At 65.3% G+C, this 18,794-nt stretch carries 11 protein-coding genes; 8 read left to right on the top strand and 3 right to left on the bottom strand.

Annotated elements, in window-relative coordinates; translation table 11 throughout:
- Positions 1-121: 121 nt before the first annotated feature.
- From GGR40_RS10150 to GGR40_RS10135, 4 genes are all read left to right on the top strand, one after another.
- A complete protein-coding gene (locus GGR40_RS10150; RefSeq protein WP_429276119.1) occupies positions 122-2,389 on the top strand; it encodes a hypothetical protein in 2,268 nt (755 codons plus the stop codon).
- A 16-nt stretch (positions 2,390-2,405) separates the two neighbouring features.
- Positions 2,406-3,782, top strand: a complete 1,377-nt coding sequence (locus tag GGR40_RS10145; RefSeq protein ID WP_429276118.1) for an oligogalacturonate lyase family protein — start codon at positions 2,406-2,408, stop codon at positions 3,780-3,782.
- Positions 3,783-3,995: 213 nt separating this feature from the next.
- Positions 3,996-6,749 carry a TonB-dependent receptor gene (locus GGR40_RS10140; protein ID WP_429276117.1) on the top strand — a complete coding sequence of 918 codons (2,754 nt, stop codon included), beginning with the start codon at positions 3,996-3,998 and terminating at the stop codon, positions 6,747-6,749.
- Between the two features lie 14 nt (positions 6,750-6,763).
- Entirely contained in the window at positions 6,764-9,001 is a 2,238-nt protein-coding gene (locus tag GGR40_RS10135) for a glycoside hydrolase family 88 protein (protein ID WP_429276116.1), read from the top strand.
- Between the two features lie 34 nt (positions 9,002-9,035).
- On the opposite strand, the gene GGR40_RS10130 is transcribed toward GGR40_RS10135, so the two are convergent.
- The 3 genes from GGR40_RS10130 to GGR40_RS10120 all read right to left on the bottom strand — a co-directional run bounded on the left by GGR40_RS10130 (position 9,036) and on the right by GGR40_RS10120 (position 13,537).
- Complete coding sequence (locus tag GGR40_RS10130; RefSeq protein WP_429276115.1) at positions 9,036-9,803, bottom strand: IclR family transcriptional regulator; 768 nt, start codon at positions 9,801-9,803, stop codon at positions 9,036-9,038.
- Positions 9,804-9,962: 159 nt separating this feature from the next.
- Positions 9,963-11,255 (bottom strand): L-rhamnose catabolism isomerase, encoded by a 1,293-nt coding sequence (rhaI, locus tag GGR40_RS10125; RefSeq protein WP_429276114.1) that lies wholly within the window; start codon positions 11,253-11,255, stop codon positions 9,963-9,965.
- A gap of 131 nt (positions 11,256-11,386) precedes the next feature.
- Positions 11,387-13,537 carry a bifunctional rhamnulose-1-phosphate aldolase/short-chain dehydrogenase gene (locus GGR40_RS10120; RefSeq protein ID WP_429276113.1) on the bottom strand — a complete coding sequence of 717 codons (2,151 nt, stop codon included), beginning with the start codon at positions 13,535-13,537 and terminating at the stop codon, positions 11,387-11,389.
- 86 nt (positions 13,538-13,623) lie between these two features.
- Between GGR40_RS10120 and GGR40_RS10115 the strand changes: the two genes are divergently transcribed.
- The 4 genes from GGR40_RS10115 to GGR40_RS10100 are packed head-to-tail and all read left to right on the top strand — an operon-like array spanning position 13,624 to position 18,794.
- Positions 13,624-15,081, top strand: a complete 1,458-nt coding sequence (locus GGR40_RS10115) for an FGGY-family carbohydrate kinase (protein ID WP_429276112.1) — start codon at positions 13,624-13,626, stop codon at positions 15,079-15,081.
- Entirely contained in the window at positions 15,078-16,232 is a 1,155-nt protein-coding gene (gene lldD, locus GGR40_RS10110) for an FMN-dependent L-lactate dehydrogenase LldD (RefSeq protein ID WP_429276111.1), read from the top strand. Before GGR40_RS10115 ends, lldD begins: the two co-directional genes overlap by 4 nt.
- A complete protein-coding gene (locus GGR40_RS10105; RefSeq protein ID WP_429276110.1) occupies positions 16,229-17,476 on the top strand; it encodes an MFS transporter in 1,248 nt (415 codons plus the stop codon). Before lldD ends, GGR40_RS10105 begins: the two co-directional genes overlap by 4 nt.
- 13 nt (positions 17,477-17,489) lie before the next feature.
- Positions 17,490-18,794 carry a glycoside hydrolase family 28 protein gene (locus tag GGR40_RS10100; protein ID WP_429276109.1) on the top strand — a complete coding sequence of 435 codons (1,305 nt, stop codon included), beginning with the start codon at positions 17,490-17,492 and terminating at the stop codon, positions 18,792-18,794.

Here is an 18,794-nt window from a genome sequence, read left to right as displayed (position 1 = left end):
GACGGAAATTGACAAAGTTATCGTACAACTATGGAGTTTTTACGATCATGCATTGACACCGGTTACTCATGTATGATGACTGACGGCGGAAACGCCAGAGAAGAAGCCGAAAGTGGAGAGCATGATCCTGTCGCACATCATCGATGGCCGGATGCGCTGGAGCGCTGCCTGCGCCCTGCTTCTGGCGACGGGCACAGCGCAGGCCGAGCCGATCGACCGCGAAGCACTGGTCCGACGGCACGATCCGGTGCTGACGAAGGTGGACCCTCACGCCCCCGTCATGCTGGGCAACGGCGATCTGGGCTTCACCGCAGACATCACCGGCCTGCAGACTTTCCCCGAACGCTACTCCGCCCTCGCTCCGCTGCTGACGATGGCGCAATGGGCCTGGCACAGCTTCCCCAACAGCAAAGGATATACGGAGAAGGACGGCCTGGTTCAGGTCGCGGTTCCGGGGCGTGGCGAGCAGCCTTATGCCTGGATGCGCGCGTGGAGCGATGCAGAACGCAATCCGGCGCTCAACTCGCTGCGCGCCAATCCGCACCGGATTTCGCTCGGTCGGGTCGCCCTGACTGTGGACGGCAAAGCGCCGCGCTTCGATGCCGTTTCCGACACCCGGCAGCGGCTGGACATGTGGACCGGCACGCTGACCAGCCGCTTTGCCTATCAGGGCGTCCCCGTAACCGTGGTCACGCGCGTTCTGCCGGGGCGCGATGCGGTGGCGGTGGAAGTCGTCTCTGCCCTTGCGAAATCCGGGCGGCTGGGCCTTTCGGTACGCTGGCCCGGCGTGAGCGAAGGCATCAACCCCGACCCTTCGCGATGGGGCGCGGGCGGCACCACGCATATCCTGGACAGCAGGCCCGACGCCATCCACCTGCGGCGCGACATCGATGACACGCGATACTGGTCCAGCGTGGAAAGCACGGGCGCCCTCGCCTTCGACGGCAACGACACGGTGACTGCGCAGGGCAAGGCGCAGACACTGCGCCTCGTCGTCAGCTTCGATCGTGACCAGGCGCGTAAGCCTTTTCCTGCTCCTGGGGCGATCGCACAGGACGTTGCCGGGCACTGGAAGCGGTTCTGGAGCCGGGGCGGCGCAGTCGACTTCACGGGGAGCACGGATTCACGCGCCCGCGAACTGGAACGGCGGGTGGTGCTCTCGCAATACCTCTCCGCAATCAACGGCGCGGGCGAACTGCCGCCGCAGGAGGAAGGGCTTTTCTCCAACAGCTGGTTCGGCAAGTTCCATCTGGAGATGCACCCCTGGCACTCCGCCTGGCAGGCGCTTTGGGGCCATCCCGAACTGCTTGAGCGCAGCCTGCCCTGGTACGTCGCGCACCTGCCCCAAGCGCGCGAGGAAGCGGCGCGGCATCGCGTGAAAGGCGCCTGGTGGCCCAAGATGGTCGGGCCGGAAGGGCGCAACAGCCCCAGCCTGGTGTCGCCCTTCATCATGTGGCAGCAACCGCACCCGGTGCTGATGGCCGAACTCGTCCGCCGCGCGCGTGCAGGCACGGATGGCGAGCAGGCCTTGCTGGCGCGCTATGCCGAGATGGTCGAGGCGACGGCAGACCTCCTCGCCTCTTGGCCGACCGACGCCGATGGACGGCTGAACCTGGGGCCGCCGCTCATCCCGGCCCAGGAGAACTACGATCCCTTGACCACGGCCAACCCGACGTTCGAGCTGGAGTATTTCCGCTGGGCGCTGGACGTGGCGCAGCAGTGGCGTGAACGGCGGGGTCTTGCCCGCAAGCCTGAATGGGACGCGGCATTGCGTCGCTTCGCACCGCCGCCGATGCAGGACGGATTGTACCTTCCGGTTGCCACCATTCCGGACTTCTGGACCACGGCGGCCTCCGCGCAATGCCGGGGCCATGCGGATGCCGCGCCTTGCAGGAACCGCGATCACCCCTCGTTCCTGATGGCCTACGGGTTCATCCCCGGCGCCCGGATAGACCCGGCAGCCATGCGCCGCACGCTGGCTGCGGTCGAAAGCGACTGGGACTTGCGGCAGACCTGGGGCTGGGATTTCCCGATGCTGGCGATGGCCGCGGCGCGGTTGGGGCAGCCGGAAAAGGCGGTGGACTGGCTGTTTTCTGATCGCAGGAACAACCAGTGGGGGCCCACCGGCATGACCCCGCGCGTCCACCTCGATGCCCATGCCGAAGACCTTGTCCCCGTCTCTGGCGGAGCGGGCGGAGTGGCGCTGGCCAGCAACCCGGACGGGCCGGGCTACAAGCGCGCGGCGGAAACGTACTTCCCGTCGAACGGAGCGCTGCTGATGGCGGTAGGGCTGATGGCGGGCGGCTGGGACGGCTCTGCCGGGCACGCACCCGGCTTCCCGAAGAACGGCTGGAAAGTGCGCGTCGAGGGTATCGCCCCCGCGCCGTGATCCGATGGAGAGAACGATGATGGAAGACCGGACGCGTAGGGGCCTGCTCAAGGGGCTGGCGGTTGGAACCGTGGCAGCGGCCCTGCCGCAGACCGTGAAAGTTGGGGCACAGGCCAAGCCGCCGGTCACCCCTGTCGCGTCGGCGCCCAGAGAGTGGACCGACCCGAAGACCGGCTATCGCGTGCTGCGCCTCAGCCCCGATGGCGGCGGCGGCAAGCTCTATTTCTACAAGAACAGCTTCACGCCCGAGGGCGACCTGATGGTCATGTCCTCTCCCGCCGGCATAACCACGGTGAACCTTGCCTCCCGCGCACTGCGCACACTGGTGGCCGATCCGCACGCGGACCTGCTGTTCACCGCCCGCACTTCGCGCACGGTCTACTATTCCGTCAGCGATCCGGGCGAGGCGCAGCCGATGGACCGTCCGCGCACGATCTTCGCCATATCCGCAGACGGCGGCAAGCCGCGGCGCATCGGGCGCATCCCAGCGGGGCAGATCAACGCCGCCAATGCAGACGATACGCTGATGCTGGGTTTCGTCGCCTACGGATCTAAGCCGCTCCAGCCGAGCGTGCGCGATCCGCGCAACCGCCGCTTCGATCAGGCGGAATATGCGGCCAACGGCCCTGACGGCAAACCGCTGAACTTCGCACGGGCCAAGGGCGTGCGGATGCTGGAACGATGGGCGGCCCGCTATCCCATGGAAATCTTCACGCTGGATCTGCGCACCGGAGAGCGCAAGGTGGTGCACCGGACCAACGAGTGGATCGGGCATACCCAGTTCTCGCCCACTGATCCGCAGCGCATCATCTTCAGCCACGAAGGGCCATGGCACCGGGTCGATCGCATGTGGACGATGCGCGCGGACGGCACCGACCTGCGCAAGCTGCACGAGCGCACGATGAACTTCGAGATCTTCGGCCACGAATGGTTCGGCGCGGACGGCAAAGAGGTGTACTACGACCTCCAGACCCCGCGCGGGCAGGTGTTCTGGGTCGCATCGGTCAATCTGGAAACCGGCGCACGAGCGTGGCGACGGGTGGAGCGCAACGACTGGTCCGTGCACTTCAACCGCTCCGCAGACGGCAGGCTCTACGTGGGCGACGGCGGCGATGCGGACATGGTCGCCCATGCGCCGGACGGTAAATGGCTGGTCCTGCTGCACCCCGAACCCGTGCCCGATGCGGACCCTGACAGCGACAAGGCCGAGCTGATCGCCACGCAGGTCATGCGCCCGGTACGGCTGGTGGACATGACGGCGCACGACTACCGCCTTGAGCCGAACGTGACGTTCACTCCCGATGGACGGTACGTGGTGTTCTGCTCCAACATGCACGGCCGCAACCACGTCTACATGGTGGATCTGGCATCCGGCCCGAAAGCCCCGGCCTGAAGTGATTCGATGTGATGCCTTTCATTCACAAAGGATCACACATCATTCATGACTTTTGCTTTGCATTGAACGGCAGACGGGCGAGTATCGTCGACAAAGTGCAATTTCCCAGCATCCGCGACAGTCACATAATGATTGCAAGCAATCAAAAGTTGTCATACATCCTTGAATGACACCGGTGCCAAAGATCGCCGGCATGGAGAGGAGAAGACGATGCACGAAGGTCTCGACACGCGGGTCCGCCTGACGCCAGCGGCATCTGCAATGGCCGTGATGCTGGCGCTTTCGTGTGCCCCCGCTGCGGCACAGACGATCCAGCCTTCGGCGCAGGACGCACCCACGGCGCAGCCCCCCGCCGCCGATGCCGTCGCAGCTGATGGCGCTACCGCGCAGGACATCATTGTCACGGGCTTTCGCACCAGTCTGGACAAGGCGCTGAACATCAAGCGCAGCGAAGCGGGCGCGGTCGATACCATCCTTGCCGAAGACATGGCCGATTTCCCCGACCTCAACCTGGCGGAATCGATCCAGCGCCTGCCGGGCGTCACCATCGAGCGCGACGGCGGCCAGGGACGCACGATCAGCGTGCGCGGCCTCAACTCAGACTTCACCCGCGTCCGCATCAACGGGCTTGAAGCGCAGGCCGCCATCGGCTCCAACCGCAGCCGCGGCTTCGACTTCTCGATCTTCGCGTCCGAACTCTTCAACTCGATCACCGTGCGCAAGACCCAGTCCTCCGAAATCGAGGAAGGCTCGCTCGGCGCCACAGTGGACCTGCAGACCGGGCGCGGGCTGGACTTCGGCGCAGGGATCCACGGTGCGCTTTCGGCACAGGCATCGTACAACGACCTGTCCAAGAAGGCCCTGCCCCGCATCGCCGGCCTGCTCAGCTGGGCCAACGCGGATGAAACCTTCGGCGCGCTCGTCTCCGTCGCCTACAGCGAACGCAAGCCCACCAGCGAAAGCTTCAACACCACCCGCTGGCAAAGCGGCGACCCTGCGGCGGCCTATGGCGCGGGAAACAACTTCGCAGGCTGCGTGACCTGCACCACCGCTGCCGAACGCAGCGAACTGCTGTCGGCCTATTACCCGCGCATCCCCCGCTACACGATCGGCTCATTCTCCGAAGACCGCCTGGGCCTGACCGCATCGCTGCAGTGGAAGCCGACCGAAGGCACCGAGGTCACACTGGACGGCCTGTTCTCGCGCTTCAACCAAGAGGCCGAAAGCCCCAACATCGAGGCGATCAGCTTCAGCCGCTCGGCCGGCGGCGTTCGCGAAACGGTCGTGCGCGATTACGAGATCGACCCGACCAAGAACGTGATCTCCTATGGCGTCTTCGACAATGTCGACGTGCGTTCGGAGAACGGCTTCTCGCGCGATGAAAGCCAGTTCATGCAGCTGTCGCTGAACGCCAAGCATGCCTTCACCGACCGCTTCCGCGCGCGCATCAAGCTGGGCACGTCCCACTCAAAGGCGCGCACGCCGCTGTCGGTGTCCTACATGTTCGACGCTTTCAACATGGACGGATACACCTACGACTTCCGCGGCAACGATCGCCTGCCGCAGATTTCCTACGGCTTCGACGTCACCGATGGCCGCAACTTCACGCTGACCGAATGGCGCAAGAGCACAGGCGGCGCGGATTACCGGCTCAAGACCGCCGGCGGTGCCCTCGAATACGACCTCAGCGATGAAATCACCATCAAGGGCGGCGGCGAATACCGCACCTATGGCTTCGACACGTTCGGATTCCAGCAGGCGGTATCGACCCTGTCAGGCGCGGATCGCGCCACCGACGTCTCCAACTTGGGCAAGATCGAGACGATCAAGGGCGGGCTGAACATCCCCGCCGGCACGGACCTCAACTACATCACCCCCGACATCTGGAAGATCAACGACTTCCTCAGCACGTACGACGACCCGCTGGTGCCCACCTACAACGGCACGCGCGAGGTGAAGGAGCGCGACAAGGGCCTGTTCATACAGGCGGACTTCGATACGCGGGTGGCCGATCTGGTGGTGCGCGGTAACGTGGGCCTGCGCTATGCCCATACCGGCACGACGTCGTCCGGCTTCCTCAACACCGACTACGTGACGGTGAAGAACAGCTACAACGACTGGCTGCCTTCGTTCAACCTGGCGATAGAGCCGGCCAGCAACCTCGTCGTGCGCCTGGGCGCGGCCAAGGTCATGTCCCGCCCGTCGCTGGGCGATCTGACGCCGGGCGGCAGCCTCTCTACCCCGACGCGGCGCGTGTCGTATGGCAATCCGATGCTCGATCCGTTCCGTGCCACCAATTTCGATGCTTCGGTGGAATGGTACTTTGCGCCGGAATCGCTGATCGCCGCCGCGGTGTTCTACAAGAAGATCGACAGCTTCATCACCACCGTCACTGACGTCGTGCCCTGGGCCAGCCTTGGCCTGCCCGACAGTCTGCTAATCGGCACTCCCGCCTCGCCCGACGAGGATTTCGAAGTGACGCGCAAGATCAACGGCAAGGGCGGCACGCTCAAAGGCCTGGAAGTGCAGTACCAGCAGCCGTTCACCTTCCTCCCCGGCGCGCTGAAGAACTTCGGCTTCATCGGCAACGTGACCTTCGTGGACGCTGAGGTCGATTACGGCGACTACGGCAAGAACCGCCTGACCGGGCAGTCCAAATTCATGTACAACGCCACCCTTTATTACGAGACGAAGCGCTTCAGCGCGCGCGTATCGGCAGCGTACCGCGACGGCTACCTCGTCGCGTTCCCGGGCGGCAACAACAACACCGAGGAAGGCATCAACTCGACGCTGAACATCGACGCCTCGGTGTCCTACCAGCTGACCGATGCCATCAAGCTGTCCGTCGAGGCAGTCAACCTGACTGACGAATACAACGACCGCTACGTCGATGCCACCGACCGCGTATCGAACTACCGCCACTTCGGGCGCGAATTCCTGTTCGGCGTGCGGGCATCGTTCTGATCGGATAAGGGAGAGTGACCGTGGAAAGCCGCCGCACCGTCCGCTTGGGGCCTTCGATCCTTCTGGCGAGCGCCCTGCTGTGCCGTGCGGCCCTTGCGGCCGCGGAGGCCCCACCGGCAGGCGCGGGGGTCGAGGCGGCGTGGTTGCGCGCGCTGCCCCGGCCCCGGCTGGACAGCGAAGGCATTCGCACGCCCACCCGCGCAGAGGCTCTGGCAGCGGCGGAGTACGTGAACGCGGCGCAGATGGCGGACATGGCGCAAAAGCCGATCCCGCTGTCCACCGGCGGCGCGCTGGATGCGATGGCGCCCAACTGGGTTTCGGCGGTCTACTACGTCGGCGCCGCCAGACTTGCGCGCGTCAGCGACCGGCCCGAGACGCTGCGCTTCCTGACGATGATCGCCGAGCACTACAACTATGCCGTGCGCGGTGCGAAGTCCGGCCCGACGATGCTCAACGCCGACGACATTGCGGTGGGCGACCTCTATCAGGAACTCTATTCGCGGCGCGGCATCGAAGGCGTGCTGATGCCGCTCCAGCAACGGCTCGACTGGCAGGTGCCGCACCTTGCACGCAAGGAAGACACCAAGGCGCTGGTCTGGTGGTGGTGCGACGCCCTGTTCATGGCGCCGCCAGTGCTGGCGCGCATGTCCGCGATCACCGGCGACCGCAAATACATCATCGCCGCTGACAAGGAGTGGCGCCGCACTGCCAGCCGCCTGTGGGTGCAGCAGCACGGCCTGTTCCTGCGGGACGAGCGTTTCGCCGGAAAGACGGAGCGCAACGGCAAGCCCATCTACTGGTCGCGCGGAAACGGCTGGGTGCTGGCCGGCCTGGCCCGGTGGATCGAGGCGATGCCTGCCGATTTCGAAGGGCGCGCATACTACATGGACCTGTTCCGCACGCTGGCCGGCAGCATCGCCCGGCTGCAGCGCGACGATGGGCTGTGGAGTTCCAGCCTGCTGGATGCAGAGGCCTATCCGGAAGCCGAGACTTCCGGGTCCGCGCTGCTGACGTATGGCCTTGCTTGGGGTGTCAATCACGGCCTTCTGGATCGCACCGTCTACCTGCCTAAGGTGCGCAAGGGTTGGGCCGCACTCAACCGCCAGATACTGCCGAACGGGCAACTGGGATCCGCGCAGAAAACCGGCGACCAGCCGGTACACACCCGCCCGGAGGATACCGGCCCTTACGCCAACGGCGCCTACATTCTAGCGACGCTGGAGATGGCGAACCTCTCCGCCCCGGCGCGCAGCCTGCCCGAAGCCGAGCCGGCCAGGGACAGCGCTGCGGTCATCGCCGCGACCACCCCCCTGCCCCCCGCCCCGAAGACCGTGACCGGCGCGGCCGAAATCGCCAGGCGCGAAGCGGAGATGAAGGCCGTCGCCGCTCTTGCCTACGACCCTGCCGCCACCGGGCGCCCTTCCACGATCGAGCCACTGGCCCCACCGACGCCCGCCGAACGCCGCCCCCGCGCCGTCGCCCGCTTCGCACCGGACCGCATGGACGACCTGTTGTGGGAAAACGACCTTGTCGCGCACCGCATATACGGCCCCGCCCTGCAAAAGGCGGAAGCGCCGTCAGGTTCGGGCGTGGACGTATGGGCCAAACGGGTGCGCTGGCCGTTCATGGATCGCCAGCTCAAGTTCCCCAACTACCACGTCGATCGCGGCGAAGGGCTGGACTTCTACGATGTCGGCCGCACACGCGGCGCCGGAGGTCTTGGCATCTGGTACGACAACAAGCTGTGGACCAGCCGCAATTTCGCTACGTACCGGATCGAGGAAACCGGCGGCAGCGTCGCCCGCTTTTCCGCCACCTACAAACCGTGGCCCGTCGATGTGGTACGCAAGGTCTGGGAAACGCGCGAGTTCGCGCTGCCACTCGGCTCGCACTTCACCCGGATGCGCTCGACGCTCAATTCAGACAGCGCGGAGCCGCTGACCGTCGCCATCGGCATCGGCAAAGTCGGGAAGAACGGCAAGGGGTTCCTCGATCAGGACAAGGCATCCGGCAGGATGACGTATTGGGAACCTGAAGACGCCGCCCACGGCGCACTGGGCATCGCAGTTGCGGTCGATCCCGCTATCCTGATCGGCTTCGCGCAGGACGCGGAGAATTACCTGATGCTGGTGCGCGTGCAGCCCGGAAAGCCCTTCACTTACTACATGGGATCGGCATGGAACCGCGCCGGCGACGTTGCCGACCGTGCCGCCTGGCAAAAACTGGTGTCGGAAACCAAATTCACCTTCTGAAAACCGGTTCCGACATGCGGAACCGTCATGCCATTTAGGCGCTGTGACCCACCGCTGCACCGATTTGACCGGCGGTTTCGAGGATACGCGCTGTCAGGTCAGGCGCGATCTCGTCGGTCAGGTAATGCGCGGCGCTGGCGATGCTGATGGCGATGCAGATTTCCCCGCGCGCGCCGCGCACGGGCGCTGCGATGGAGCGCACGCCATCGCCCAGTTCGCTGTCGTGCGCCACATAGCCGCGCGCAGCATGTTCGCGCATTTCCTTGATGAACCCGGCGAGGCGCCGCGGCGTGACAGCTTCGCCGAATGCCAGCCGATAGCACCGCTCCCAGCTGGCTTCGTCGTCGTCGAGCAGCAGCGCCTTGCCCAGCCCGGTTTCCGCAATCAGCCGCCGGTCGCCCGGCGCCGTAGCCACGCGCAGCCGCTGGCGCCCGGTGACGCGATCCAGATGGCGCGACCAGTCCCCTTCACGCTTCGCCACGAAGACGCAGAAACCGGTCCGGTCGGACAGCGATTCCATGAAAGGCCGCGCAACCCGCACGAAGTCGATCTGCTCGGTGGCATGAACACCCAGTTGCAACAGCTTGGGACCAAGCGCAAAACCATCCTTGGTCACCGAGAGATATCCGCGGGAGCGCAGCGCCTGTACCAGACGATGCGCCGTGGTCTTGCTGACGTTCAGCTTGCGCGCCAGATCCGCAGCCCGGATCGGTCCGGCGATCACTTCGTCCAGAATGTCCAGCGCCCGCATCAGCGTCTGCGCGCCCTTCACCGATCCCTCTGAAGGGGATGTATCGTCCATCCTGCGTCTCGCCTGTATCGTTCTTGCATCGGCAGCGGCAATGCTGCGCCCGTCAAGCCTTCATACAATTCAGAATAGCAATGCACAATGTGGCAAAGGTGCAGGATGCCACGCGGATGAGCGACGGGTTGCGCCGTTACTCATCCGCGTGCGAATCCGTCAGACAATACCTGCGCCCAGGCCCACGGCGGCGCGCTCCTGTGCCTTGCGATCGCGCCAGCGGCTTTCGCGGTAGACCGCCAGAACGTCCGCCGCGCCGCCCGCTTCGACGCGCGCCTTGGCGAGGATCGGGCTGACATCGACGTTGTAGGCCCGGCGCAGCGCCTGGAAGGCCATCATCGTGTCGTTGGCTTCCTGCGCCAGATGCAGCGCTTCGCGATCGACCAGCAGCGCCTTGGCGTAGCACGATCCGATCGCCTCCGCAGACGACAGCATGGATTCGATCGGATCGGTCACGTTATGCGACTGGTCGATCATGTAGCTGGGCTTGAACCCGTCGCGAGGCGCGAGTTCCGCCTCCACCAGTTCATTGAACACCAGGAACAGCTGGTGTGGGTTGATCGACCCCGAATCGAGGTCATCGTCGCCGTACTTGCTATCGTTGAAGTGGAAGCCGCCGAGCTTGCCGAAGCGGTGGAGGCGCGCCACGATCTGTTCGATGTTGACGTTGGGCGCGTGGTGGCCAAGATCGACCAGGCACTTGGCCTTGGGGCCCAGTTCCTGCGCCGCCAGGATCGACGAACCCCAGTCGCTGATGACGGTGGAATAGAACGCCGGCTCGAACATCTTGTGTTCCAGCAGCATGCGCCAGTCGTCAGGCAGTGCAGCGTAGACTTGTGCCGCCGCATCCAGATAGCGGTCGAGGCTGCGGCCGAGATCCTGCTGGCCGGGGAAATTGGTGCCGTCACCCACCCAGACGGTGAGGTCGGTGGAACCGAGCTGCTGGCCGATCTCGATGCATTCGATGTTGTGTTCCACGGCCTGCTGGCGCGTGGCGGCGACGGTGGAGGACAATGAGCCGGTGGCGTAGGTCTGCGCCTGGTCCTTCTGGTCCTGGAACGTGTTGGAGTTCACCGCATCGAAGCCAAGGCCAAGGCTGGCGGCTTCTTCCCGCAGACCCTTGTAATCGCTCACCTTGTCCCAGGGAAAGTGCGGCGAGACGCGTGGGGTGAGGCGTGAAAGCTGGTTGATGACGGCGCAGTCTTCCAGCTTTTCGTGGATGTTGGTCGGTTCTCCCGCGATCGGGAACTTCGCGAAACGCGTACCGCCGCGACCGGCGCCCCAGCTGGGCACCGCCACGGAAAAGCTCGCCACCTTGTCCTTGATCGCGTCGATGGCAATGCCGGAGCGCTCCAGCTTGCGCCCGAGCGAGGCGTAATCGTCTTCCAGCGCGTCGGCAGCGCGCGCGTTGGCGTCAGCGATGAGCTCGTCTGAGATGGGCAGTGCAGTCATGGCGATCCTCGAATTGTTTTTCAAAAGGTGGCGCCGGACCGGATTTGGAGCGGCCCGGCGCCAGTCATGCGGGAAGACGAATGGTTCGGAGGGTGTCCGCCTTCCCTGCGCAAATCAACGGGTAAACGCCGTCAACGCGTGAATGCCTGGGCATTGCCCGCGTCGACGTTGATCATGTTGCCGGTGGACTTGGCCGACTGGTCCCCCGCAAGGAAATAGACCGCTTCGGCGATGTCAGCGGGCAGCACGTCGCGCTTGAGCATCGAGCGCTGGCGGTAGTGCTCCTCAAGTTCCTTGCCCGTGTCGATGCCGTGTGCGCCCGCGCGTTCCTTGCGCCAATCGCCGTCCCAGATGCGGCTGCCCTTGATGACCGCGTCCGGGTTGACGACGTTGACGCGGATGCCGTGCGGCGCGCCTTCCAGGGCAAGGCAGCGGGCCAGGTGGTTCGCGGCGGCCTTGGCGGAGGCATAGGCGCTGGCGTTGGTAGCGGCAGCGACACCGTTCTTCGACCCGATGAACACCACCGAAGTGCCGCCCTGCTCCTTCATCCCCTTGAGCAGCGGCCAGGCGGCGCGGCTGGTCAGGAAATAGCCCTGCGCCAGAACGTCGTAATTGCGATCCCACAATTCGACCGTCGTCTCCTCGATCGGCGCGGAGGAGGCGATGCCAGCATTGGCGACGAGGATGTCCAGCCCGCCGAACTCACGTGCGGCAAGGGCAAAGGCATCTGCAACCTGCGCTTCATCCGTCACGTCGCAGGTTACGGCACGGACCACGTCCTTGCCGAACTGCTTTGCGAAACCGGCGCGCACTTCCTCCACCACGTTGCCGTCGCGGTCGGCGAGGACGACGCAGGCACCGTCGGCCATGAGCCGCGCCGCCGTTGCCGCACCGATGCCGCCAGCGCCGCCGGTGACGAGCGCCACCCGGCCGACCAGCGGCTTGGGCGCGGGCATGCGCTGCAGCTTGGCTTCTTCGAGCAGCCAGTACTCGATGTCGAAGGCTTCCTGTTCGTCCAGCGCAATGTAGTCACCGATCGCCTCGGCGCCGCGCATCACGTTGATGGCGTTGCCATAGAATTCACCGGCGAGGCGCGCGGTGGTCTTGTCGGTCGCAAACGTGATGCGGCCCACGCCGGGCACCAGCACCACGACCGGGTTGGCATCGCGCATCGCCGGAGAGTTCGGGCGCTTGCAGCGGTCGTAGTACGCGGCATAAAGATCGCGGTAATCGGCGATCTTTCCGGCCAAATAAGCGCCGTCCTGAAGCCTTGCGGGATCGAGCGTCAGCGGTGCGATCTTGGTGCGGAGGAAGTGATCGGGACAGGACGTGCCCAGATCCGCCAGACGCTGGAAGTCGGCGGAGTTCACGAACTCCAGCGCTTCGGCATCGTCCGAAAAATGGCCGACCTTACGCCGGGCGCCCGTCATCAGGCCACGCAGGCGGGGCATAAGGTCGGCCGCGATGGCGGCACGGTCGTCGGCGGGGTGAGTGACCGCGCCGCCAAAGGCGGGCTTTTCGGCAAGTTTGGAATTAAGATAAGCTGCCGCATCGGCGATCAGGTCGATGGTGTGTTCGTAGCAGGATTTGGCGCTGTCGGCCCAGCAGATGATGCCATGGCCCGCCAGCATGACGCCTTCGACGCCGGGGTTGGCGGCCACGAAGTCACGCAGTTGCACACCCAGCGTGTAGCCGGGGCGCTTCCACGGCAGCCAGCCGATCTTGCCGCCCCAGATCGCCTTCGTCGCTTCCTCTCCGCCCGAGCTGGCGGCCAGCGCGATGATCGCGTCGGGGTGAACGTGATCGACGTGCGCGAAAGGCAGCAGCGAATGGAGCGGCGTATCGATGGACGCAGCGCGACCGTTCAGGTTGAACGTGCAGTGCGGCAGGTAGCCGACCATCTTGTCGTCGTCTTCGGGGCCGGCATAATGCCGCTCAAGTCCGAGCAGCTTTTGCTGGTAGAGCGTGGCGAAACCGTCCAGCTTCATCGAACCGATGTCGCCGCCCGAACCCTTGACCCACAGCACCTCCACCGTTTCGCCGGTCAGCGGGTCCACTTCCTCCAGCTTGGCGGACGTATTACCGCCGCCGAAGTTGGTAACAGTCAGGTCCGATCCCAGAAGGTTGGAGCGGTACAGCAGCAGTTCGGGCGGGGACAACTGCGCCGCTGCCGAGTCGTCCCAACGGCTGGTCGGGACAGCGAAGGGAATTGCGCCTGAACTTGCAGGGAAATTCGCCGGGTTCGAGTTCGCGTCTGAAGCGGGAGCGATGATCGTATCCATGGGCACCCTCTAACATTTCCTCTTTTCAGGTTCAATCCAGTTCGATACTAATCGCTCATAAGCAATCACACAATACCATGGCAAACATGGCGGAGAGAATGACAGGAACCGGCAACTTCATCGTCGTCGACATCGGCAAGACCCTCAGCAAAGTGTCGCTCTGGACACGCTCGGGCGAGATGGTGGACCGCCATGTCCGCCCGAATGCGCCGTGCGAGCGGGACGGCGTGCGCTGCCTCGATGCGGACGGGATCGGTGAGTGGCTGCTGGCAACATTGCGCGGCTGGGCAGGGCAGCCGGTGGAGGCTATCATTCCCGTGGCGCATGGTGCGGGCTTCGCTGCGATCGGGGGGGCTGACGAGCATTCGCCCGAGCTGCTGTTCCCGCCCCTCGATTACGAGCAGGCGATTCCCGCCGACGTCATGGCCGCCTACCGTGGGCAGCGCGATGCCTTCGCTCTCACCGGGTCGCCGCCCCTGCCCGATGGCCTGAACCTGGGCGCGCAGGTGTGGTGGAGCGCGCAGCGGCATCCCGAAGCCATGGCCACGGCCACGCTGCTGCCTTGGACTCAGTATTGGGCGTGGTTCCTCAGCGGCACCGCCGTCAGCGAGGTGACGAGCCTGGGCTGCCACACCGATCTGTGGTCGCCCGAGCCAGGTGCGTTCTCCCCCATGGCCCAGCGGCTGGGTTGGGCGGAGCGGTTCGCGCCGGTGGTCCGCGCCGGTGACGTCATCGGCACCCTGCGCCCTGATATCGCAGCGCAGACCGGCCTGCCCGCGACGACGAAAGTGCTGGCTGGCCTTCACGATTCGAATGCCGCCCTGCTCGCGGCACGCGGCTTCCCCGACATTGCCGGGCATGAAGCAACGATCCTGTCCACCGGCACCTGGTTCATCGCCATGCGCCTTGCCGCAGAGGCGTTCCCCATCGCTTCGTTGCCCGAGGCGCGCGATACGCTGGTCAACGTGGACGCCTATGGCCGCGCGGTCCCCTCGGCGCGGTTCATGGGTGGGCGCGAGATCGAGACGATCATCCAGCTCGACACCCGCCGCATCGACATCAAGCCGGACCAGCCACGGCTGATGGCCGAGGTGCCCGCGCTGCTGCGCCGCCGCACGATGATGATGCCGACGCTGGCCCCCGGCTTCGGCCCCTACCCTGACGGCGAGGCTCGCTGGGTCAACGCGCCGGTGGAATGGCAGGGCACCTGGTATGCGCGCCGCGCCGCCGTGTGCCTTTACGCTGCGCTGGTGGCCGACACCGCCCTCGACCTTATCGGATCACGCGACCGGCTGCTGATCGAGGGACGCTTTTCCGAGGCCGAGGTATTCGTACGCGCGCTGGCGGCATTGCGCCCCGATACGCAGGTCTTCGTCGCCAACGCGCACAATGACGTGTCGTTCGGCGCGCTGCGCCTTGTCGATCCGGAGCTGCGGCCCGATGGCGGCCTGACGCAGGTAAAGCCGCTGGAGGGTGACCTTTTTGGCTATCGCGACGCATGGCGCGACGCGGTGGCAAAGGCACCTGCCGGAATCCTCGCGTGATTACGGCTTCCATCCCGGACTTTCGCGAAGCGGCGCGCCGCAAGCTGCCGCGGTTCCTGTTCGAGTATATAGACGGCGGCTCCTACGCAGAGGCGACGCTGCGCCGCAACGTGTCCGATCTCGCCGATCTGGCACTGCGCCAGCGGGTGCTGCGCAACGTCGCCGACCTCGATTTGTCGACCGAGCTGTTCGGCCAGAAGCTGGCCCTGCCCGTAGCGTTGGCGCCGATCGGTCTGGCGGGCCTGAACGCCCGTCGCGGCGAAGCGCAGGCGGTGCGCGCCGCCGAGGGCGCAGGCGTCCCCTTCACGCTGTCCACCGTGGGCGCCTGCGCCATCGCGGAAGTCGCCAAAGCGGCAAGCCGCCCATTCTGGTTCCAGCTCTACATGATCCGCGACCGCGCATTCATGAAAGACCTTCTGGCGCAGGCAGTGGAGGCAGGCTGCTCGACGTTGGTATTCACCGTGGACATGCCGGTGCCTGGCAGTCGCTATCGCGATTACCATACCGGACTGGCGGGATCGGGCGGCCTGAAGGGCGCGCTCTGGCGCTTCGGTCAGGCAGCCGCGCGGCCCGCCTGGGCATGGGACGTTGGCATCCATGGCCGCCCTCACACGTTGGGCAACGTTGCGCCCGTGCTCAAGGGCAGGACCGGGATCGAGGATTTCTTCGCCTGGATGCGGAACAACTTCGACCCCGCCATCGACTGGCGCGACCTCGACTTCATCCGGGCAGAATGGAAGGGCCCGCTCATCATCAAGGGCATTCTCGATCCGGAGGACGCGCGCGAGGCGGCGCAAGTGGGCGCGGACGGCATCGTCGTATCCAACCACGGCGGTCGCCAGCTCGATGGCGTGCTGTCCAGCACCCGCGCCCTGCCGCCCATCGTGGATGCAGTGGGAGACCGGCTGACGGTGCTGGCCGATGGCGGCGTCCGCTCCGGCCTCGACGTGGTGCGCATGCTCGCGCTTGGGGCGAAGGGCGTGCTGCTGGGCCGCGCATGGGCCTGGGCCCTCGCTGCCGATGGACAGGCGGGGGTGGCCAGGATGCTGCGGCTGATAGAGGCCGAGATGCGGGTCGCCATGGCGCTCACCGGCGCCACACGGATAACCGAGATAGACAGAACGATACTTGCGGGAGAGTGGAAGGCATGAGCGGCGGCAAAGAGCAGGACAACTGGCGGGACACGATCCTGGCCGGTCTTGCGAACTACATCGACGCAGGATCCATCGTCGCGGGCTCTGCCGCGCTGGCGTTGTGGCAGGAAACCTATCATCTCTCCAACGACTTCGTCGGCCTGATCGCCGCCTTCGGCCCCAACGCCATCGGCGCGGGCGTGGGCGCGTTCGTAGGTGGCTGGCTGTGCGACAAGCTGGGCCGCAAGAAGATATACCAGTGGGACATGCTGATCTACGCGGCTGGCATGTCGATGCTGGTCTTCGCGGTCGCGCCGTGGATGATCGTCGCCGGGTTCCTCGTCGTGGGCCTTGCAGTGGGCGCGGACATTCCCGCCAGCTGGTCGCTGATCGCAGAGCAGGCGCCTGATGACCGCCGCGGCAAGCATTCGGGCGTGGCACAGGGCCTGTGGTATCTCGGCCCGGTCGTGGTGCTGCTTATGAGTCTGGCGCTCACGTCGCTGGGCGTGCTGGGCGCGCGGATCGTCTTTGCGCATCTGGTCGTCATCGCGCTGGGCCTAACCCTGCTTCGCTCGCGCATGAAGGAATCAGAGCGCTGGGTCGAAGCGCAGAAATCCGAAGCCGCGCCGCCGCCGCTCTCGTCGCTGTTCAAGGGGCGCTACCTCGCCTCGATCCTCGGCCTCGCGGGGATGTACGGGTTCTGGAACCTGTGGGCGGGCACTAACGGCTTCTTCTTCCCTTACATCCTTCGGACCGTCGGCGCGGCCACCCAGGCGCAAAGCGTCGCGATTCAGGCGATCTCGTTCTTCGTCGCCATGCTGTCGGTCTACTTCGTGTTCATGAAGCTTTCGGACAAGGTGAACCAGCGCACACTGTTCATCATCTCCGCGCTGATCCAGGTCGTTGGCATGGCGCTGCTGGCCGTGTTCCCGCTGACCATTCCGGTCGCTCTCGTCCATGTCTTCCTGCTGCAGTTCGGCGGCGGCTTCGGCGCGCAGAGCTTCTTCCAGCTGTGGAGTTCGGAGCAGTTCCCCACCGCCCTTCGCGCCACCGCGCAAGGGTTGTGCTTTGCTATCGTGCGCATCGCGCTGGGCGTATTCAGCTTCTTCGTGCCGATGCTCAACGCGACCGGCTTCACGAACCTGGCGTGGATTCTCACCGGCTTCCTCGTCATCAGCGGCCTCATCGGCGCGCTGTGGGCCCCCCGGAACGAGGGCAAGTCGCTAGAGCAGCTTGAGGCCGAACGCCGCGCCAACGCCTGAGAAGGAAGACACGATGGGCATCACACAAGCCACGCGCCGTCACGTCACCACGGCGCTCCTCGGTGCGCCGCTGGCACTTTCCGCAGCCTTGCCCGCGCAAGCGAAAGGAAGCCGCAAGGTGCCCATCACCCGCTTCGGCGCCGTGGCTGACGGTGCCATGGTCAACACCGCCGCGATCCAATCCGCCATCGATGCCTGCGCGCATGAGGGCGGCGGAACGGTGGTGGTGCCCGCAGGCGTCTTCGTCAGTGGCGCGCTGTTCTTCAAGCCCGGCGTCAACCTGCACCTCGACCGTGGCGCGGTGCTTCGCTGCACCACCGACATGACGCATTTCCCGCCGCAACGCACCCGGATCGAAGGGCATTTCGAGCCATCGTTCACCCCGGCGCTCATCAACGCGAAGGCGTGCCACGGCTTTCATATTTCCGGTGAAGGCACCCTGGATGGAGCCGGGCGGCCCATCTGGGATCGTTTCTGGGCGTTGCGCAACGCCGCGCCCAACCCGAATGAGTTCCCGAACCTGGGTCTGCCCCGCGCCCGGCTGGCCCTGATCGAGAACTCGCGCGGAGTGGTGGTGGAAGGCGTCACGTTCAAGGATTCCCAGTTCTGGAACCTCCACCTTTATGATTGTGAGAACGTCCTCGTGCGGCGTGCCCGCTTCGAGGTTCCCGACGATTATCGACAGGCTCCCAGCACGGACGGGATCGACGTGGATAGTTGCCGCCGCGTTACCGTCGACGGCTGCTATTTCTCCGTCACGGACGATTGCATCGCGGCCAAGGGATCGAAAGGCCCGCGTGCCCTGCAGGACGTCAGCAGCCCGCCAGTGGATGGATTGCGCATCGTCGGATGCCATTTCCGCCGGGGGCACCACGCCCTCGCCTGCGGCAGCGAAGCCACTATCGTTCGCAACGTCTCCATGCAGGATTGCCGAGTGACCGGCGACATCGTCCTCCTGCGCATGAAACTGCGCCCAGACACGCCGCAGACTTACGAGAACGTTGAAGTACGCAACATAACCCTCGAAAATAAAGGCGGAACCATCCTCTCGATCGAGCCATGGAGTCAGTACCGCAACCTCGATGGACATCAGCCGCCCAAGTCAGTCGTCCGCAATGTCGTTCTGGACGGCATAAGGGGCAATTTCGGCGCGTTCGGTACGATCCGCCCCAATCCGGGCCAGACACATATTCACGACATCACGATCCGGAACGCTGATCTGAACCTTCAAGACCCTGAGCTGACTCACACGGGAGTGGAGCGTCTGGCGTTCGATGGCGTCACCGTCAACCGCAAGCCCTACGCTGCCGCAGGCTGA

The organism is Novosphingobium gossypii (assembly GCF_050433305.1).
In the GTDB taxonomy this organism is placed as follows: Bacteria; Pseudomonadota; Alphaproteobacteria; order Sphingomonadales; family Sphingomonadaceae; genus Novosphingobium; species Novosphingobium gossypii.
This window is presented reverse-complemented; position numbering and strand designations above follow the sequence as displayed.